The sequence below is a fragment of the Brevundimonas intermedia genome, from assembly GCF_004614235.1.
Lineage (GTDB): Bacteria > Pseudomonadota > Alphaproteobacteria > Caulobacterales > Caulobacteraceae > Brevundimonas > Brevundimonas intermedia_A.
Map to the genome: position 1 here is coordinate 21,930 of NZ_SPVH01000002.1, position 19,589 is coordinate 41,518.

The window sequence follows — 19,589 nt, forward strand, 5'->3', positions numbered from 1 at the left end:
TCCTTGCCCGCAGATTGGAGATCTCGACGATGCGTTTCGCGAAACCCCCATTTGGACGCCTGCTGCTGGTCGCCCTGGCCGCCTCCAGCCTGGCGGCGCGCGCACCCGACCAGACCCCGGCTGATCTCTACGGTCCGTTGTTCGAGGCGGTTCAATCACAGAGGATTTTCCCGGACGGCAAGACCTTCGTCGACGCCGTGCCCCGTCTGCCTGTCGACCGGATCATGGCCGATTACGCCGCTTCACCGCCGGCCGACGCCGCGGCGCTGAAGGCCTTCGTCGAAGCCCGCTTCGTCATTCCCGGAGACACGCCTGCACCGGACACGCCGGCCGTGCCGCAAGGCTTGGACCTGAAGGCCCACATCGCTGCCCTTTGGCCCATTCTCACCCGGCCGGCTTTTACGCCCGAACCTGGCTCCTCCGCCCTGGCCATGCCCGCGCCCTATGTCGTTCCCGGCGGCCGCTTCCGCGAAATCTACTACTGGGACAGCTATTTCACCATGCTGGGCCTGAAGGCCGACGGCCAGCAGGCGCTCATCGAGTCCATGCTGGAGAATTTCGAGACCCTGATCGCCAACCACGGCCACATCCCGAACGGCGCGCGAACCTATTATCTCAGCCGCTCCCAGCCGCCCTTCTTCGCCCTGATGGTCGAGCTGTCGGAGCGCACCGACCCCGCCTCGCGGCGAACCCAGGTGGAGGCCATGAAGCGCGAACACGCCTTCTGGATGAAGGGCGCCGCCTGTGTGACGGCGAGCGCGCCTTGCCAGCATGTCGTGCGGATGCCGGACGGCTCTCTGCTCAATCGCTACTGGGACGCACGCGAGACGCCGCGCGACGAATCCTGGGCCGAGGATGTGGCGACCGCCGCCTCGGCGCCCGATCGCGCGCCACGGGAGGTTTACCGAGAGCTGCGCTCGGGCGCCGAAAGCGGCTGGGACTTCAGCTCCCGCTGGCTTGATGATCCGCAAGATCTGGCGACGATCCACGTCACCGACATCGTCCCGGTCGATCTGAACAGTCTGATGTGGTCGCTTGAAACCCGGATCGCCGCCCACTGTCGCGAACTGGCCGAGCGCGCCTGCATCCGTGAGTTTGACCGAAGAGCGGACGACCGCCGCCGCGCCGTGCATCGGTATCTCTGGAGCGCTCGCGAGCGGCGGTTCGGCGACTGGGACCAGCGGACCGGCCGGATGACTGAGGCCGTGTCCGCCGCAGGGCTCTACCCGCTCTTTGTCGGCCTCGCGACACCAAATCAGGCGCGAGGCGCGGCGCAGTCCACCCAAGAGACGCTCGTTGCGCCCGGAGGCCTACGAACAACGGTCGTTTCGACCGGCCAGCAGTGGGACAGCCCCAACGGATGGGCGCCCCTGCAATGGGTCGCGGTCGCCGGCCTGGATCGCTACGGCCATCGCGAAACGGCGGACACAATCACGGCGCGCTGGCTCGCCACGGTCGATCGCGTCTACCGTGAGACAGCGAAAATGCTTGAGAAATACGACATCGAAGACCAGCGCCCAGGCGGCGGCGGCGAATACCCGCTTCAGGACGGATTCGGCTGGACGAACGGGGTGACCCGCGCTCTTCTCGACCGCAGTCCGAACGCACTCCAAGACGCCAGGCGGCCCGTATCCTGAGGACGAGACGGTCGGGAACGGATGGGTTGACGCTCGCTAGCCCGTTCGATGTTCATAAAGGCGAAGGTCGAACGTATTAGGATTAGAGATCTAAAGCGAGATCGCCTCCCTTGAGCAAACCTGTCACGCCCCGATTACTGGATACGACGGTGGGCGCGGGGCCGGGTCTGCGATCCCGGATTGTCGAACGGCCAGGCCTTGCGCTGGCGCCGGCCGATCTCGCGGTGCTGATCGAGGATGTTCGGTCGATCGCACGCAGCGTTCTGGGCGACCGCGATCTGACCTACGGGATATTCGCCGGCGATCCGGAGATTCTGTCCCGGACCGTGCTGACGGTAGTCTATGAAAAGAAGAGCGGGCGGCCCGTCGCCTTCAACGCCCTGGCCATTCTGGACGCCAATCTGGGCGGCCGGCCGGTGGAGATACTGCACCTGGGCCTGGTCATGGTGCGTCCGGATGTACGTGGAAGCGGTCTGTCCGCCACACTCTATGGCCTGACCTGCGTGCTGCTGTTCGTGCGTCGGCAATGCCGGGCCGTCTGGGTGTCCAGCGTGACCCAGGTTCCAGCCGTCGTCGGCATGGTCGCCGAGACCTTTTCCGACGTCTATCCCGCCAGGCCGCCCGCGCGACGATCCTTCCAGCACGAGAGACTGGCGCGCCAGATCATGGGCCGCTGGCGTCATGCCTTCGGCGTCGGTGAGGAGGCCGGTTTCGACGCGGATCGGTTCGTGATCACCGACGCCTATACCGGCGGTTCGGATGAACTGAAGAAGACGTTCGAGAGCGCCGCCAAACATCGTGACGCCATCTACAACGATCTCTGCGCTGCAGAGCTGGACTATGGTCGGGGCGACGACCTGCTGCAGATCGGCCAGATCGATATGCGCGCCGCCAGCCGTTATCTCGCCAAGGTAGCCCCGCCCGACACGGTTCCCGGCCTGCTCGGCCGGTTCGCCCTGCTGATGATCCAGGCGGCCCTGCTGCCGCTGGTGCACTGGCTCGATCACACTCAACCCTGGGGAAGTTTGCGCGCATGGAAGACGTGACGGCCTTCGACTACGCCGAGTTCACCACCCGCAATCTGGGCTTCGTGACCGAGGCGGAACAGGCGGCCCTGAAAGGCGGCGCCGTGTTCATCGCGGGCGTCGGCGGCATGGGCGGCGCCTGTTTCCTGGCCCTGGTGCGCGCGGGCGTCGGGCGGTTCGCCGTCTGCGACATCGACGTTTTCGAAACCTCGAACATGAACCGCCAAGTCTTCGCCTTTACCGACACCGTCGGCCAGGACAAGGCCGAGGTCGCCTGCGCGGCGGCGCGTCGCATCAACCCCGAGGTCCAGATCGAGCGCCTGGGCGCAGAGTGGGTCGATCAGGTCGCTGACCTCGCCGCGCGCTACCCGGTGATCGTCAACGGAACCGACGACATCGCCGCAGGCATCGCCCTGTATCGCGCGGCCAAGGCGGCGGGCGCGACCGTGATCGACGCCTATGCCTCGCCCCTGCCCTCCGTGATCGTGGTGCGCCCCGTCGACCCGCGCCCGGAGGAGCGTCTGAAGTATCCGACGCGCAGCAAGGCGCTGGACGCGATCCGGCCCGAAGACCTGCGGGCCAGCTTCATGAAGGAGCTCGAATACGTCATGGTCCATTCGTCGTCGGCCCGTCACGTCGATCTGGACGCCGCAGCCGCCCTTGCCGCCGGAACGGCCAAGCGGATGTCCTTTGCGCCGATGGTGATCTCGACCGGCTGCCTGATGGCCTATGAAGTCCTGTGGCTGCTGATGGGCCGCCGATCCAGGACCGATTGCCGAGGCTGGTTCCTCAATGCGTTTGGGGGGCGGACCGAACGGCCGCTGTGGGGTCCGGTCGCCGCCATAAAGAGCCTGGTCGTGCGGGCCTTGATGACCCGACTGCTGAAGGGCGCCGCATGATCCGCGTCGAGACCCAGGCGCTGCTCGACGGGTTCGCGGCGGCGGGTCTGGCGGCCTATGTCGCAGCCCTTCTCGTGCGCCGCGCCGACGGTCCGTTGACGCCGCGACTGGTGTTCCTGTTCGGGGTCATGTCGGTGTTCTACGGCGTCCGCAGCCTGGCCGTGCGGACGGGCCTGCCGATCTTCGAAGGCGCGACCTACGCCGCCATATCGCTCGCCCCCCTTGCGGCCCTGCTGCTGGCCGAAGGGCTGCTTCGCCGTCATGCGCCGCGCGCGATGAAGATCGCTGTCTTCGCGGCCTCCGCCCTGGGTCTGGGTTTCGCCCTGTTCACGACCAGCCATGTCGCCTTCGGCTCTCGCAGCGCGCTGGCCGTCATCATCCTTTCGTCGCTGGTCGCCATCCTGATCCTGCTATGGGCGAGAGACCGCAAGGCCCTGTCCCGCGCAGAGAACGGCGCCGTTCGCCGCCTTGCCGTCGGCCTGGCCATCGTCATTCCGTTGATCGGCACGGACTTTTCCGAACTGGTCGCCTCGCCCATCGGTTTCAGCCCCATCGCCGCCCTCGTGATCGTCCTGCTGGCCCTGTCGAACGGGGTCAGCGATGCGCGCGACGTCTGGATCGACGTCGCCGTGATCGTGGCCACGACCCTGGCCCTGACCTGCGGCCTGATCGAACAGCTGGATGTGGGCGCGTTCGACGACCGGGTTCGACTGTTCGCCCTGATCGGCGCGGCCCTGATCACCATGACCCTGGTGGTCCGCATCCAGCCGTTCGGCGCCGCCGGCCGGCGCACCAGTCTGCGCCAGCGCATGGCCTCGGCGAACACCCGATCCCTGGACGGCTTCCTGGGCGACCTGACCAAGGAGCCGATGCTGAAGGACCTTTCGGTCCTGTCCGAACACGATCTCGCCGACTATCGACCCGAGGCGATGGCGCAGACGCTGGATCGCCAGCCTCTGTGGAGCGCCGCCGCCCTGCAGGCCGGTGCGGGGACGATAGACGAGGCCGAACGCGAGCCGCTGCTTGATCTTCTGGCGCGATCGGACGCCACCCATGTCGGGCTGTTGAGCCGGTCGCCCGTTCGGATCGGCCTGGTTCGTTTGCCGGACCTGTTGCGCAACACCGAGGCCGAGATCGATCTGGGCCTTGCCTTCCGAATGGCGCGGTTGACGACGGATAGGCCCGCATGACCGCCACTGCCGTGACCCTTCGCGAGGGTGATCTGGAAGGCTTCTTCCGGGTTCCGTTCGAAATCTATCCCCCCGACAGCCCCTATGTGACGCCGATGCGCGCCGATCTGGGGCGGTATCTGGATCCGGCGCGCAACCCCCTGATGCGCGACGACGGCGGACGCCTGACCTTCTTCACCGCCTGGCGCGACGGGCGTCCGGTCGGGCGGCTGACGGCCCACACCCATCCGTCGTCGAATGCGCGTCACGGCACACGGCGCTGTCACTTCGGCTATTTCGACTGCGAGGACAGTATCGAAACCGCGCGAGCCTTGTTCGATTCGGCCGAGGCCTTCGCGCGAGCCGAAGGCTGCCACGAGCTGATCGGCCCCTTCAACCTGACGGCCATGCAACAGGCCGGCGTCCTGACCGAGGGGTTCGAGAACCCGCCCTATACCGACATGATCTGGGGCGCCCCGCATCTGCCGCGCCTGCTGGAGGCCTGCGGCTACTCACCCGTATTCCCGATGTCGACCTTCGAGTTCGATGTCGGCCCGAAGACCGCCGACGCCGTGTTGGGCGACAAGCAGCGCGCGGTGCTGTCGGACCCCGACTGGACTTGGAAGCCCATCAGCCGCAGCGCCTTCAAGGCCCGGTTCGAGGAGGCCCGACAATGCCTCAACGACGGCTTCAGCGACAATCCTATGTTCGTGCCCCTGACCCCGGCGGAGTTCGACTTCCAGGCCGGGGAGATGATGTGGATCGTCGATCCCCGCATCGCCTGCGTCGTCCACTACAGGGGGGAGCCCGCAGGCGTGGTGATCTGCATCCCCGACCTGAATCCGTTCCAGAAGGCGACGCGCGGTCGGATGGGGCCGATGACCCTGGTCCATTTCATCCGAGAGCGGCTTAGGCGCCGACGCGCGGTGATCATCTTCTATTCGGTGAAGCGCGCCTTGCACGGACAAGGCCTGAACGGCGCCATGCTGCACCGGGTGATCAAGGCCCTGTTCGCAGGCGGCTACAGCCAATGCGGCGTGACCTGGATCGCGGACGAGAACACCGCCTCGCTGCGCCAGATGGAGAAGCTGGGCGCGCGGCGGCTTCAGCGGCTGAATCTGTTCAGGAAAGACCTGCGATGACGCTGGATGCAGAGACCTTCCGGGCGCTGGTGGCCGAGGCCTCTCTTTCGCCCAGCGTGCACAACACTCAGCCGGCGCGGTGGCGACTGACGCCCGACGGCCGGGTGCAGGTGCTGGAGGACGAAGCCCGCAGGCTGCCCATCGGCGATCCCGAAGGCCGCGACCTGAACGTCAGCCATGGCTCGGCGGTGGAGGGTTTTTGTCTCGCCGCCGGGCACCGCGGCCTGATCGTCGATGTCGCGCGTGACGGGGTCCACGTCGCGGAACTAACCGTCCGCTCTGGAGAGGCTTCCGATCCGCTTGCGGCGTATCTGACGCAGCGGCGAACCTATCGCGGAAAGTTCGAAGGCGGTCAGGCCGACCATGCCGCGCTGGCCCGATTGGAGCGGAGCGACGACCTGATCGTCGTCCAAACCCCGCAGCCCGTCGCCGAACTGGCCCGCCTTTACGATGAGGCCAGCCTGCGCTGGTTCCGCAACGCCCCCTATCGTGCGGAGCTGGTGTCGTGGATGCGGCTGTCGCGACGCCATCCGTCCTGGTCGCTGGATGGGCTGAACGCAGAGGCCATGGAAATGTCCGGGATCGAGGCCGCCGGGGCCGGGGTCGTGCTGAGGCCCGGCGTGTTCGAGACATTGGACCGGGTCGGCCTGGCCGGCGCCTTGGTCGCCGAGGCGGCGGTGGTGCGCAGCGCCGCGGCCATCGCCCTGTTCCATCGGCCCGCGAAAGAGGCGCCGTTCGACACAGGACGACGGTTTCATCGCGCCTGGCTGGGCTTCACCCTTGCCGGACTGTCAGCCGCGCCGATGGCGGTTCTGGCGGACGATGTCGAGGCTCGCGAACGCGTGAAGGCGGATTTCGGCATCGGCGGCGACCGTCGCCTGATCACCGCCTTCCGCCTGGGGATCGCGCCGGTTCGCGACCTGGCGCCCAAACCCCGCCTCGGGCTGGAGGCCCTGATCGTCTGAGCTAGAGGCCTTTCAGATATTCGATCAGGTCCCTGCGGTCGGCGACGGTCAGGCCTTCGACCTCGGCTTCATGACCGCGATTGGATCGGCCGGGCATGCGGGTGTCGAACACGGCCGGCTGAGACCACGGTATGTAGCCTGTCGGATAGACGCGCACACCGCCCTGATCTTGTCCCGCAATGCCGACGGCTTGGAAGTCCAACCGATGACCCCCGACGAGAAACCGTTCGGATCGCGGTTCGAGCAACAGGAACTGCGCCAGCGTCGGCACAGAGCCGTTGTGCATGTAGGGCGCCGTGGCCCACAGGCCGGACAGCAGGGTGGCGGCGTATTCGCCGGTCGGTCTGGCGTCCAGAATCTTGTCATATCCGCCGTTGGCGGCGTAGCGCGTCAGGTCGTCGGTGAAGGCCGCCGCCCGCGCGGGATCGGACCCCACATGACCATGCCAGTTCGGAAAACGCTCAAGGCGCGGGCGATCCGCAGGACCCGAATAGACGCCGTGGCAGGACGAACAGGCGCGGTGGTAGACCACCGCCCCTCTCGCCGCGCCGGCTCGGTCGATCGGACCCGGAAAGGCCTGGGGGCGACGCGTCTCAAGCCAGGCGAAGGCGCGTTCCGCAGCCGGGATCTGGCGATGGGCCCCGCGCGGCGACTGACCCATGCTGGGTACGGTGAAGAAGCTCGTGATGGCCGCCAGGCGGTTGCGGTGTTCCGGCGTCAGGTCCTCGCGCCCCATCGACCGCCAGCGCGGCTGCCCCTGCGGCGCATAGGCGCCGTCGTAAAGCAGGGTCGAACGGAAGCTGCGGTCGGCAATATCCGGGATGGAGGTGAAGCCCGCCTCCTCCGCGCGGGACAAGGTGTGGCCCTGCAGCTTCAACGCGGCGATCCCGTTCGTCAGGCCGGGCGAGCCGTTGACGAACGGCAGGGGACTGCCTCCGTCCGGCACCTCGGCCAGCCGTCGCCGCGCCAGCGGAATGACCGCCCAGCGCAGGCTGGCCATCTCCCACGCATCGGTCTCAGGAAACAGCGTCCGAACCGCCGCCAGAAGCGCGGGCGTATCGCCGCTCTGGCGTTTGAGGGCCTGCGTCACGGCGCGGGTATAGGCTTCCAGATCCAGGCTGGTGTTCGGCGATCCCAGCCAGGCGGTCGTCGGTCGCGGCGACCCGTCGGCGGCATAGGCCGGTCCGGCATGGCAAGAGGCGCAGCCCAGGTTGGCGACCGTCACTTTCACCGGCGGCAGGCCCGGCGTGACTTCGCCGACGCTGATCCCCAACGGATGATCGCGGCTGGGCATGATCGGGACATCCGCCCCCTCGATCCGCTCGGGCCAGAGGAAGCCGAACGTCCGGAGCCGCGCCCTGAGATGCGCCTGACTGACCTCGCCCCCCTGCGGATCGTCCAGCACCAGGGCCGCCGCGACCAGCTTCCACGGCACGGCCACCGTGTCCAAAGCCCTAAAGTGTACAGCCCCGAAATCGTGCCGCGCGAAAGCCTCCGCCCCACCGACCGGCGTCCGCTCCAGCGGCGCCGACGCCGCCAGCACGAGGAGCCCCAGGCTCAGACCGATGCGGCGTTTCATTCTGGCCTCGACGCATTCAGCCCCGCCAAGCGCGCCCGGAACTCAGCCGTCAGCGCAGGATCGGCTTCCGCATGCTCGCGCAGGAAGAGTGTCAGGGCCTCGCGGTATTCGGTTCGGAACTCACGATTGGCGGGGCTGGCGCGCAGCCGGCGCTCGGCGCTATCGACAGGCGCTCGCCACTCGGCCAACAGACGCCGTCGTCCCGACGGCGTCTCATCCGTCAGGATGACGAAGTTTCGCGCGAAGCCGGGGACAAACTTGGCCGCAAACCGTTCCCCCAGCGGCGGCACGAGAATCTCGTTCCGTATCGGCCAAAGGGTTGCCGAAAGAGTGGAGAAGCGCGCCCGTTGATCGGGCCCGTCTTGCGTCCGGACCACGGCCTCATATCGCCAGACCGGCATGTCGTTGAGACGCGACGATGTCTCTTGGGCATCCGTGATCACTCCTTCGCCCCGCGTTCCGACAGCGTTGAGGAAGGCGGCGTTCAGAAACTGGCCCGTGAAGACATTGATCATGCCCACCACAAACACCGCCAAGGCGAAGATCAGCCCCCGACTGCCGCCTCTGCGAAGGGCGCGAACAAGCGTGACCGCCACCGTCCCGACCAAAGCGGCGATCATCACAAGCACAGGATGATAGGCCAGACAGTAGAAGACGAAAGACAATGCGCTCATGCAAACGACCTAGCACTGCTCGCGTGCTGGATCGATACGTGCGGTCCGAACTGAGGCGCTCAAGCCATCGCACAACGGGCTGGTGACCTGCCCCGAAAAAACTGGACCGATCTGAGGGCCTGTCGCCGCCCTCGGCGGACCTCAGCTTCGAGCAAGCTGTGACCCTGCCCTGTGCGGGTGTGGCGGCATGCGGCGCGATCAAGGGTGTTGGGCCGGGCGATACAGTGGTGATCCAAGGCATCGGCGGGATCTCGCTCTTCACCTTGCAACGGGCCAAATCGGCCGGCGCCCGGGCCATCGCCACGACCTTCAGCGACGTTAAGGCGAACCGATTGATGGGACTGGGCGCGGATGGCGGCGCAGCCGGCATTGTCACCGTGCGCTTCACGCTTGATCGTCGCGGCGGCGTCAGAGCCAGCGAGATCGTAGCGAGCAGCGGCGCCCGGACGATGGACCAGGCCGCCCTGTCACAACTGAAAGAGGTCGCGCCCTTCCCCAGGCCGCACGCCACCGCGCCCTGGCGCACGCGAGACTTCACCGTCCGCCTCGATTTTCGGGCGCTTTGACCAGCGGTCTAGCGGAGAAGTCAGCCTCCGGCGGTTCCCCAAATTCCCAGCCTCGTTCCACTTAGGGAGGTTCATGACGCGAAGCCACGAAGCAGATTTCCAATTTCGAACCTTCATGGCCAGTTCAGCCTTTTGGTCCTCGGCCGCGCCGAACAGCAGGATGACTGCTAGGCCCACGCACGGATCAACTTTCGACCTTGGACGCGGTAACGTCTGCCACGCCCGTCATCAGCCCGGCTTCTGTATGTCTCTGACCAGGGGAGAACAGCCGCCGCGTCCCCCGACCTGGCTTCCCCGAATGGCGCTTAGGCGGAAAGCGCCCTCTCCTCTCGTGACCTGGCAGGTTGGAAATGCGCCAAGTCCGGACATTGGCGAGCCTCGGAAAAGCGGACATTTCCCCTCTCAGCGCACAATGGGCAATGCCTGATAGCCGTAGCCGCGCTCTCACGACTAATTCTTTAGCAAAACGTCGCCTACCGACGAATTGGATCGTTGGTGCGGATACGCTCATGCGACCTCTACAGGGTTCGCATAAAGGGGGCTGCGGCCAGAACGGCCTGGCTGCGATTGTTGACTTCCAGCTTCTTCAAAATAGCCGACACATGTTGTTTGACCGTGCCCTCCGTCAGGTTCATCTCGCCGGCGATTTCTTTGTTCAGCTTGCCATCCGACAGGGCGCGCAGCACCCGAAGCTGGGCCGCTGATAAACGGGCGACGCGCTTGTGGAAGTCGATCACGGCCACATCGGCCTGGGCGTCGGGCGGGAACAGTTCTTCGCCCCGCAGCAGCGCGCCTACCCCATTGACCAGGGTCTCTACAGGCGCGGACTTCGGCAGATAGCCTTGCACGCCGAAGGCGCGGGCCATGCTGATCGAATGAGAATCGGCGCGCGACGAAACGATGGCCACTGCGCTGTCGGGCAAGAGTTGTTGAAGCCGAAGCAGGGCGCTGAACCCATCGGCGTCGGGCAACAGCAAGTCCAACATGACAAGTTTCACCCGGGGTCCATACAATTGGGCGTATTGTTCAGCTTCAGCGGCGGACGTCACACGGCCGACATCCAAATGGGGGTAAGCCGCCCGGATCGACAACTCTAAAGCCTGCCCGACCAAGGGGTGGTCATCAACGATCAAGACGATCCAGCGCATAGATCATTACACCCCGTGATTGTTACCCGTCTCTTAAAATCAATCCAACGTCTTCAGAACGCCCGATATCTTCAGCTTCCCCTGAGTTCGCGTGCCCGCTGACCGAAAACAACGGCCAAAGCCTATAACTTTGGTTCGATTTCGCCCGCTTTTCACGCACCGCTTGTGGACCCCGGACGAAATCGGGATGATTTGGCTCTCCAACGCCGCCGCGGAACCCTCCGTGACGCACCCCGAAAAAAGTTGGAGAGTTCTATGTTCATCAAGTCGCTGACCGCCGCCGCCGTCCTCGCCCTGACCGCTGTCGCCGCCCCTGCCCTGGCCCAGAGCGCTTCCACCACCGGCTCGGGTTCGATCACCGTGATCCGCCCCCTGACCGTCACCAAGACCGCCGACCTGAAGTTCGGCACCGTGGTTCGTCCCGCGACGGGTTCAGGCACGGCCGTGATCAGCGCCGCCGGCGCCCGCTCCGTCACCGGCGGCGTGGTCGGCCTGAGCTCGGGCGACGCCCCGGCTGCGGCCGCCTTCACGGTCGCCGGCGAAGGCGGACAGTCGGTCTCGGTCACTGTCCCGGCCTCCTTCTCGATGGCTAATGGCACGGACACTCTGGTCGTCACCACCTCGAACAGCCTGACGGGTTCGGCGGCCAGCCAGACCCTGTCGAACGCCCTGGGCTCGGCCGGCTCGCTGGCCTTCACGGTCGGTGGAACCGTGCCGGTCGCCTCGACCACGGCCACCGGCGCCTATACCGGGACGTTCACCGTCTCGGCCGCCTACAACTAAGGCTAGGTGGGATGTTTCCGCTGCATCAGGAGAGCGAGACGGCTGGGCCTATTAACCCCACGATAGGGTCTTGGGGCCATCGTTTCGCGTCCCTGTTGCATGCGGCGTCCACCATGAGCCTGCGTTTCCTGATCCCCGCCTTTACGCTCCTGCTGCTGGCGGGGCCTGTAGAGGCGCAGGTCGGGGCGGATCTGAACATCTCGCCCAAGCGCGTCGTGTTCGGCCCGGGCGAGCGCAGCGCTACCGTCTACATCTTCAACCAGGGCGACAGCGAAGCCACCTACACCGTCGAGACCGTCGACCGGCTCATGCTGGCTGACGGCCAGATCGTCGCCGCCGCCGACCGGCCGGAGATCGCGGTCAACTCGGCCAGCGACTTGGTTCAGTATACGCCGCGTCGCATCACCTTGCAGCCACGCGAAAGCCAGGCCATCCGCGTGCGGGCCCGGCCCGGCGGGGACGCGGGCGAATACCGCACCCACCTGACCGTGACCGCCTTGCCGTCCGAAGACACCGGCTTCACCGTTCAACAGGCGACACAGCCGGGCGGCGGCGAGGTGTCGTTGCAGGTCGTGGCCCTGTTCAGCGTCAGCATTCCCGTCATCGTGCGCGACGGTCCTGCCGACGCACGCGCAGCGATCGAGAACCCCGCCATCGTGCAGGAGGGAGAGGCGCGCCTGCTGTCGCTCGACCTGGTTCGGCTGGGCGCCAGCTCGGTCTATGGCGATGTCGAAATCCTGTCGGGTCAAGGCGCCGACGCCAAGATCATCACCGCCGTGCGCGGCGTCGCCGTCTATCCCGAGGTCGCCCGACGCACGATGGTCGCCGCGCTTCCGGCCGGGATTGGCGCAGGCCAAGTCTTGACGGTCATCTATCGCGACGACGACACGCACAAGGGCGAGGTCTTGGCGATGACGACCCTCGTCGCTCCGTGATCACCGCCCGCTCAGCCGGCGCTGCCGCGGTTGCGCTCGCGGCCGCCATGGGCTCGTCGGACGCGTTCGCCCAAACCCTGGTGCGCAATCTGGTGATCGCCGCCGATCCCCAGCCTTTCAGCGCCGACGACCTGCTTTGGATGGAGGTGCGCGCCGGCGACCTGCAACTGGCTGATTCGATGAATATTTATGCCTCCCGTTCGGGCGTCTTCGTCCCTCTGGGCGAGTTCTCGCGCGTGCTGGAGCTGGCCGTCGGCGTGTTCCCTGGCCAACGCCGGGCCGAAGGCTGGGTGCTGTCGCCAGACCGGCGCCTGGTCGTCGATCTGGCGACACGCCAGGCGACGCTGCAGGGGCGCATCATTCCCTTCAGCACGGACCAGGCCGCCATCTACGACGGCGACCTCTATGTCCGCGCAGACCTGCTGGAACAACTGCTGCCGGTTCGGATCAAGGCCGATGCCAGCGCCCAGGTGCTGGCCCTGACGGCGACCGAGGCCCTGCCCTTTCAGCAGCGGGCCGAACGCGACCAGCGTCGCGCCAGCGCCGTGGGCGACCCGCAGGACGAAGAGACTCGGCTGGCGACGCCCTATCGCCTGTTCACCGCCCCGTCTTTCGACGTCAACATCGGCGGCCAACTGGCGCGTGACGGGGTCGATCAGGCTAACCGCTATGATGTCCGCGCCGCCGGCGACCTGCTGCATGCTGGACTAGAGGCCTATGCCGGATCCGATGACGACGGCCGCATAAGCGATGCTCGCGTGACCCTCAGTCGCAAGGATCCCTACGGCCGGGCCCTGGGGCCCTTGGGCGGGACGCGGGCGGGCGTGGGCGACATCTTCACCCCGTCCATGGCCATCGGCGCCGCCAGCTATGCGGGACGCGGCCTCTATTATACTTCCGCGCCGCTGGAGAATCTGGACCTTGCCACGCCGCTGAACCTGCGCGGTGAACTGGCGCTGGGCGAGGATGTCGAACTGTATGTCAACGAGGTGCTGCAGCGCGCCCAGACCTCGCCGGTGCAAGGGCGCTATGAATTTCTGGATGTGCCACTGGCGTTCGGACTGAACACGCTGCGCCTGGTCTTTTACGGCTCCCAAGGCCAGCGCCGCGAGGTGGTGCGACGCATCAACTTCGGAACGGGCCAGGTCGAGGCCGGCCGGTTCGTCCTGCGCCTCGGCGCGGCCGAACAGGGGCTGACGGTCTTCGATGTCGGCGGCGGCGAGACCCCGATGATGGCCGAGGCTGGCGCCGCGCGCCTGGTGGCCTTGGCCGACTATGGGCTGTCCCCCGGCCTGACACTGAGCGCCGGCGCCGCCCGCTATCGGCCCCAGGGTCAGGCGACCCGCACCCTGGGCAGCTTCGGTCTACGCGGATCCCTGGGCGCCGTGGCGGCCCAGGTCGATGCGGCCTTCGACGATCAGGGCGGGCGAGGCGTCACCCTGGGCGCAGCGGCGCGGCCGTTTGGCGTCTCTATCGTCGGCCGCCATTCGGAATATGTCGGCGACTTTATCGACGAGACTCGACAGTTGGGCGTCAGCGACCAGGCGCCGCTGGCCCGCGCCACCGACCTGCGGCTGGACGGTCAGGTATCGGGTCCCCGAGGACTGGCCGTGCCGCTGTCGTTCAACGTGCGCCGGCTTCAGCGCGCGGACGATAGTCTGACGACCAATGCCGAACTGCGGGCCTCGGCGCCTATAGGCCGCTATTACGCCTCCAGCAGCGTCGTCTATGAGGCCGAAAAGACCGCCTTGGCCAGCCGCCGTCGCTGGCTGGGCGCCAGCGATGTCACCACCTTAATCTCAGCCCGGCTGCAGGCGCGTGCGGGCGTGTCGTATGAACTGTCGCCGGATCCGGGCGTCGATACCGCCTATGCGACCGTGGACTGGCAAATCAGCGACGCCAACGCCCTGCGCCTCGGCGTCGTGCGCGCCATCGGCCCCCGGCCGGCGACCAGCTTCCAGGCCTCGAACCTGTGGCGCGCGCGGCGTTTCGATCTGGCGCTGAACGTCGCCTATGAGACCGAGCGCAAGGACTGGCGCATCGGTCTGCAACTGGGCTTCGGCTTCGGTTATGATCCGCTTGAGCGTCGCTACGAGATGACCCGACCGGGCGTAGCCGGTGGTGGCGCCGTAGCGGTCAACGCCTGGATCGACGCCAACGGCGACGGTCTGCGCCAGCGGGACGAACAGGGCGTCGGCGGCTTGGTCGTGGACACGCCTGCCGGCGCCGAGGTGACCGACGAGGCCGGTCGCGTCTTCGCCACCGGCCTCGGGGACGCCGCCGTTGCACGTATCCGCCTGAACGACGAGGCGATCGACGATCCCTTCCTGGTCGGCGGCGCCGGCGTTATCGAGATCGTGCCCCGCGCCGGCCGGACCCTCGTCATCGACCGGCCTATGGCGCGCAGCGCCGAGGTTGAACTGACCGCCCTGTTCATACGCGAGGACGGCGCAGCGCGTCCGCTGGCGGCGCTGGACGTCGAACTGGTCGCCGAGCGCGGCGGCCAAGCGATCCGGGCGCGCAGCGACCACGCCGGCGTCCTGTTTTTCGAAGGCGTCCCGCCCGGCGCCTATGCCCTACGCCTCCAGACGGATCAGGCCCGAACGCAGGGCATGAGCCTGGCGGCGCCGGTGACCCTGTTTGTGCCGGCTGACGGCGGCTTTGTTCGCGGCGGCGAGGTGCGTGTGCGCCTAGGCCAGGACGGTCAGCCATGAACCGTATCCTGACCGCCTTGGTCGCGATCGGCATCCTGATGGCCGCGCCTCTGGCGGCGCAGGCCCAGGCGACGGTCACGCGGTCGCCCGCTACCGCGCCCGCCCTGGGTACGACAATCCGGGGCGCTGCGACGACGGTCTTCGGCATCTCGGCCACAGGAACTGTGACCCGCATCTCCGGCAACGCCATCCGCCTGTCCAGTGCGTCGGTGACAACGCCGACCCTGACCATCAACTGCGGTCTGCTGAACCTGTCGGGCCTGTGCGCCGTGCGCTATGTGCGGGTCACGATCACGCCGGTCGCCGGGTCAGGACCCGCCACCATATCGAAACTGCGCGTCGGCTCTCTGTCGGGCGCCAGCTATCGCAGCGGTTCTGCACCATCCGAAGGAGCCAGCTTGGTGTTCGACCTGAATCCGCTGGGCCTGCTCAGCAGCGCCACCCTGCGGTTGGGCATGGACGTGACCCTGGCCGCCAACGCAGCCAGCGGAAACCACAGCTACGACTACATCGTCACCGTGGCCCTGGTTCAATGATCGCTCGTCTCGCCTTGATCGCATCTCTGATCGCCCCTTTGGTCGCGGCGCCGGCCTTCGCCCAGACAGCGCGGGGCTCGCTGGAGGTGCAGCGCAGCCTGAGCGTCGCGGCCGTCCACGTCAGGTCGATTCAGCCGGACACCTTGTCGGCGTCGCTATCGGTCGTGTCTGATGCGAGCCGCCCCGATGCGCCGTCGGTCGTGATGGTCCGTGGCGATCCGGGGCGCGTCTATCGCATCCGCGTACCGGAAACCCTGATCTCGGATCAGGGTGTTTCGATCGTGGAGGATGTCCAGATCTGGAGCGCCAATACCGGCGATGTCTCGACCGTGCGCGTGTCCCACATGGATGCGGACGGTCGCGATCTGTTGCGTATTACGGGGCGGCTGCGACAACAGGGGCCGGCTTCGGATGGCGCCGTCCTGACCGCCCTGCCCCTGACCATCGACTACGAATAGTCAGATTCCGTCGATGGCGGACACCAGCGCATCGACCTCTTCCTCGCGGGGAACCTCACCTGCGGCGAAGCGCCCATCCACCGCCAAGGCCGCTGCTCCGATTTCGACGAAGCCAAAGATGCCCGCGGCGCCCGCCAGGCCGTGGGCCAGATGCTCGACGTCCTGAAGCCCTTCCGCGCCTTTTGCCCAGGCCAGACGGATGGCCAACGCCTCTTCTTTCGCCTTCTTGCGAAATTGGTCGCGCAGTTTGGCCAGAGGATCGACGGTCAAGCGCGGGCTTCGGCCAGAAGATCCCGGACCTGACTGGCCAGGGTCATTGGGTCGAACGGCTTGGTGATGACGCCGATCGCCCCCAGGGCCTTGAAACGATCGATCTCTCCGGACTGTGCGCGCGCAGTCATGAAGATGACCGGCGTTGCGTCCAGCCCCTCCATCCGGCGCAGCGCCGCCAGTACGCCGGGTCCATCAAGCTGCGGCATCATGACATCCAGCAGGATGACGTCGGGACGTGCGCCCGCCGACAGCTGCTCCAGCGCGGCTTCGCCGGACGCCATGCTGGTCAGGCTGATATCGGGGTCGAGCTCCAGCGCCATGGCCGCCACCTCGCGGATGTCGGGCTCATCATCGACGTGCATCAGGGTGATCGGCATGGCGGCTCCAGTGCTCAGTTGCGAACGTCCTTGTGGGTGAGACGCCGAACCGTGCGGGCCAGGTGCGCCAGCGAGGTGCGCGATTTCACCAGCACGGCTTCGACCCTTTCGCCCAGCGCGGCGTCCATCTCCTGGGCAGAATAGACGACGACGGGAATCGATCCGCCCGCATCGTCTCCCAACTCTTTCAGAAGCTCCAGACCCGACCCGTCCGGCAGGCCGAGGTCCAGGATCACCAGATCGGGACGCGCGATGGCCAAGGCGCGGCGCGCATCGGCCAGGCTGCCCGCCCCCGACATTTCCGCCACCCCCGCCAGGGTCGAAGCCGTCACCTGGAGGATATCCGGATCGTCGTCCACATGAAGGATCGAGGGGCGGCGCGTCTCCAGCCGATCCAGGATCGAAGCGACGGCCGATCTCAGCCGGCTCTGATCGAACGGCTTCTCCAGCCAGTCCAGCACCTCCAACAAACGTCCACGCGCCTTGCCGCCCGCCACGTCCGCCGACACCACGACGACCGGCAGATCCCGTGTCGCCGCATGGCCCCGCAAGGCGCGAATCAGACCGATCCCGTCCGCATCGGGCAGTTGCAGATCGACCAGAACGGCCGCGTAACGCTCCTGCCGAACCACGTCGAGCGCCCCGCGCGCCGTGGCGACGACATGGGCCTCGAACCCATCCTGCTCCAGCATGACGCGGAGCACCTCGGCGGCGTCGGGATCATCCTCGACGATCAGCAGTCTAGGGCCAGTTCCGGGGACTGAATCGGAAACCCCCATGGCCAACGGGAGGTCCAGATGGAAGGTCGCTCCCTCGCCGGGTGTCGATTCGAACCACAGCCGCCCTCCGTGTCGTTCCGCGATCTCGCGGGCGATGGCCAGGCCCAGCCCGGTCCCGCCACGCTGGCGGGTGTCTGACCCATCGGCCTGAGCGAATTTGGTGAAGATGCGCGCGCGGAAGGCGTCGGGGATGCCCGGCCCATGGTCGCGCACGCTCAGCCGTGCAATCCGCGCCTCGGGCACGACGCTGACCTCGACCACCCCGCCCGAGGGCGAGAACTTGGCTGCATTGGACAGCAGATTGACCACCACCTGCACCAGCCGATCGGCGTCACCGCTGACCGGCGCCTCGGCCCCCTCGCTTAGCGTCAGGCTGACCCCCAGACTGTCGGCGAGGCCCCGCACGCTGTCCAGCGAGAGCAGCGCAATGTCGCGCAGGTCCAGCGACGCCAGATCCAGTGTCATCTGACCCGACTCGATCTTCTCCACATCCAGGATGTCGTTGATAAGCCGAACCAGCCGCTGGCTGTTGGAATGAGCGATGCCGATCAACCGACCCGCCTTCTCAGGCAGCACGCCTCCCGCCCCCCCGACCAGCAAGCCCAAAGACCCCGCGATCGAGGTCAAGGGCGTCCTCAGCTCGTGACTGACGGTAGAAACGAACTGCTGCTTCATCTCCTCCACGCGACGGCGTTCCGAAATATCGCGGATCACCGCCACCAGATGCACGCCCGTCGGCAGGGTCATCGGGCTCAAGGCCACATCCACGGGGAAGGTCGTGCCATCACGCCGGCGGGCGGTGAGCTCACGCACCACGCCCTGCTCGAAATCTTCGCGATTGGCGCCGATGCGGGTCAGAAAGGCTGTTTCTCCATCGCCGGCCAAGTCCATCAAAACCGAAACATCGCGACGCCCCAGTTCCGGCGCGGTCCAGCCGAACATGCGCGTCGCCGCTGTGTTCAGCGTTTCGATGCTGCCGCTGGGATTCAACGTCAGGATGGCGTCGATGGCGCTGTCGAAAATAGCCGTCTGACGCGCGGCCGTCGCTTGCACCGCGTCGAGCAGCACGCGGCGCGTCCGGACATAACGCCAGACCAGAAAACCGCTCGACGCGACCACCGCGATCAGCAGCAGAAACACGCCTGCTACCAAACGTTCGGTCATACGGCTGCGGGCATCTGCGCGCCGCGTCACATCAGAAAGCGCTTGGGCGTCGACAGCCACCATCCGGTCGACGGCGACGCGAATATCGTCCATCGCCGCCTTGCCCGCACCGTTGGAGACCGCGTCGAGCCCGGCCTCGCGACCCTGGGTGTCGTGCGCCAGGATCCCCGCCCGCATCGTCGCCTGTTTGCGGGCGATCAGGGTCTCCAGCCAGGCCAGATTGGCCGCCTGTTCGGGATTGTCGCGATAGAGCGCCTTCAGGCGCGGCAGTTCGGCCCCCAGCGCACGAGCCGCGCTGTCATAGGGCTCCAGATAGCTGACCCGCCCCGTGATCACATAGCCCCGCTGGCCCGTCTCGGCGTCCTGCATCGACGAGAAGATTTGCAGCAACTGGGCGCGGGCCACGTGGGATCGCTCGACCTCGGCTCGCAATGCGCGCGCGCGATCAAACTCAAGCCGAAGCTCTATTCCGACAAAGGCCAGCCCCAGCAAGACGGCGATGCCCACTGCGGCTAGTAGGAGATGTTGAAACCGCCGGGGGATTGCGGGGCGCTTCGGGTTCGGCACGCGATGTCTCCGGTTCAGGTCGGACGGTACCCTACCCGATCACGACGCGCGTCTTTTGCGCCGAACGATGCAGTCAGGCTCCCACGATCTGAGCCGCGGGACAACCTTCCAGGAGAGGTTGCCTGCCAGGGGTTCCACTCGGCCAGCTGGGCATGGATGACACCCCGCTGGTCTATGCGCGATATCGGGCGATCAGGAA

General features: G+C 66.8%; 18 protein-coding genes. 12 read left to right on the forward strand and 6 right to left on the reverse strand.

All coding sequences use genetic code 11. From position 1 onward, the window contains the following. Positions 1-29 precede the first annotated feature (29 nt). The 6 genes from treF to EGY25_RS01865 all read left to right on the forward strand — a co-directional run bounded on the left by treF (position 30) and on the right by EGY25_RS01865 (position 6,837). Entirely contained in the window at positions 30-1,637 is a 1,608-nt protein-coding gene (treF, locus tag EGY25_RS01840) for an alpha,alpha-trehalase TreF (protein ID WP_135193368.1), read from the forward strand. A gap of 110 nt (positions 1,638-1,747) precedes the next feature. Then, entirely contained in the window at positions 1,748-2,683 is a 936-nt protein-coding gene (locus EGY25_RS01845) for a hypothetical protein (RefSeq protein ID WP_135193369.1), read from the forward strand. Beyond that, positions 2,671-3,561 carry a HesA/MoeB/ThiF family protein gene (locus EGY25_RS01850; protein ID WP_135193370.1) on the forward strand — a complete coding sequence of 297 codons (891 nt, stop codon included), beginning with the start codon at positions 2,671-2,673 and terminating at the stop codon, positions 3,559-3,561. Before EGY25_RS01845 ends, EGY25_RS01850 begins: the two co-directional genes overlap by 13 nt. Continuing rightward, positions 3,558-4,751, forward strand: coding sequence for a hypothetical protein (locus EGY25_RS01855; protein WP_135193371.1), 1,194 nt, complete (start codon positions 3,558-3,560; stop codon positions 4,749-4,751). Before EGY25_RS01850 ends, EGY25_RS01855 begins: the two co-directional genes overlap by 4 nt. Next, positions 4,748-5,872, forward strand: coding sequence for a GNAT family N-acetyltransferase (locus EGY25_RS01860; RefSeq protein WP_135193372.1), 1,125 nt, complete (start codon positions 4,748-4,750; stop codon positions 5,870-5,872). The genes EGY25_RS01855 and EGY25_RS01860 overlap by 4 nt, the downstream gene beginning before the upstream one ends. Then, positions 5,869-6,837 (forward strand): hypothetical protein, encoded by a 969-nt coding sequence (locus tag EGY25_RS01865; RefSeq protein ID WP_135193373.1) that lies wholly within the window; start codon positions 5,869-5,871, stop codon positions 6,835-6,837. Before EGY25_RS01860 ends, EGY25_RS01865 begins: the two co-directional genes overlap by 4 nt. A gap of 1 nt (position 6,838) precedes the next feature. On the opposite strand, the gene EGY25_RS01870 is transcribed toward EGY25_RS01865, so the two are convergent. Both EGY25_RS01870 and EGY25_RS01875 read right to left on the reverse strand, forming a co-directional pair. Next, positions 6,839-8,416 carry a hypothetical protein gene (locus tag EGY25_RS01870; protein WP_135193374.1) on the reverse strand — a complete coding sequence of 526 codons (1,578 nt, stop codon included), beginning with the start codon at positions 8,414-8,416 and terminating at the stop codon, positions 6,839-6,841. Beyond that, positions 8,413-9,090, reverse strand: coding sequence for a hypothetical protein (locus EGY25_RS01875; protein ID WP_135193375.1), 678 nt, complete (start codon positions 9,088-9,090; stop codon positions 8,413-8,415). The genes EGY25_RS01870 and EGY25_RS01875 overlap by 4 nt, the downstream gene beginning before the upstream one ends. A gap of 158 nt (positions 9,091-9,248) precedes the next feature. Here EGY25_RS01875 and EGY25_RS01880 point away from each other — a divergent pair, with 158 nt between their 5' ends. Then, a complete protein-coding gene (locus tag EGY25_RS01880) occupies positions 9,249-9,656 on the forward strand; it encodes an energy transducer TonB (protein ID WP_135193376.1) in 408 nt (135 codons plus the stop codon). Positions 9,657-10,174: 518 nt separating this feature from the next. Here EGY25_RS01880 and EGY25_RS01885 read toward each other — a convergent pair. Then, positions 10,175-10,804 carry a response regulator transcription factor gene (locus tag EGY25_RS01885; protein WP_135193377.1) on the reverse strand — a complete coding sequence of 210 codons (630 nt, stop codon included), beginning with the start codon at positions 10,802-10,804 and terminating at the stop codon, positions 10,175-10,177. 255 nt (positions 10,805-11,059) lie between these two features. Here EGY25_RS01885 and EGY25_RS01890 point away from each other — a divergent pair, with 255 nt between their 5' ends. The 5 genes from EGY25_RS01890 to EGY25_RS01910 all read left to right on the forward strand — a co-directional run bounded on the left by EGY25_RS01890 (position 11,060) and on the right by EGY25_RS01910 (position 16,230). After that, entirely contained in the window at positions 11,060-11,587 is a 528-nt protein-coding gene (locus EGY25_RS01890) for a DUF4402 domain-containing protein (RefSeq protein WP_135193378.1), read from the forward strand. A gap of 113 nt (positions 11,588-11,700) precedes the next feature. Further along, complete coding sequence (locus tag EGY25_RS01895) at positions 11,701-12,522, forward strand: hypothetical protein (RefSeq protein WP_135193379.1); 822 nt, start codon at positions 11,701-11,703, stop codon at positions 12,520-12,522. Beyond that, positions 12,519-15,236, forward strand: a complete 2,718-nt coding sequence (locus EGY25_RS01900) for a hypothetical protein (RefSeq protein WP_135193380.1) — start codon at positions 12,519-12,521, stop codon at positions 15,234-15,236. Before EGY25_RS01895 ends, EGY25_RS01900 begins: the two co-directional genes overlap by 4 nt. Further along, on the forward strand, positions 15,233-15,772 hold the full coding sequence (locus EGY25_RS01905) for a hypothetical protein (RefSeq protein WP_135193381.1): 540 nt from the start codon (positions 15,233-15,235) through the stop codon (positions 15,770-15,772). Before EGY25_RS01900 ends, EGY25_RS01905 begins: the two co-directional genes overlap by 4 nt. After that, the gene (locus EGY25_RS01910) at positions 15,769-16,230 is read left to right on the forward strand and encodes a hypothetical protein (protein WP_135193382.1); all 462 of its coding nucleotides are present in this window, start codon (positions 15,769-15,771) and stop codon (positions 16,228-16,230) included. Before EGY25_RS01905 ends, EGY25_RS01910 begins: the two co-directional genes overlap by 4 nt. Here the strand turns inward: EGY25_RS01910 and EGY25_RS01915 are convergent, their stop codons facing one another. The 3 genes from EGY25_RS01915 to EGY25_RS01925 are packed head-to-tail and all read right to left on the reverse strand — an operon-like array spanning position 16,231 to position 19,390. Beyond that, positions 16,231-16,500 (reverse strand): Hpt domain-containing protein, encoded by a 270-nt coding sequence (locus EGY25_RS01915; RefSeq protein ID WP_135193383.1) that lies wholly within the window; start codon positions 16,498-16,500, stop codon positions 16,231-16,233. It abuts the gene before it with no gap. After that, a complete protein-coding gene (locus EGY25_RS01920) occupies positions 16,497-16,880 on the reverse strand; it encodes a response regulator (protein ID WP_135193384.1) in 384 nt (127 codons plus the stop codon). The genes EGY25_RS01915 and EGY25_RS01920 overlap by 4 nt, the downstream gene beginning before the upstream one ends. A 14-nt stretch (positions 16,881-16,894) precedes the next feature. Continuing rightward, positions 16,895-19,390, reverse strand: coding sequence for a CHASE3 domain-containing protein (locus EGY25_RS01925; protein ID WP_348521824.1), 2,496 nt, complete (start codon positions 19,388-19,390; stop codon positions 16,895-16,897). Positions 19,391-19,589: the final 199 nt, after the last annotated feature.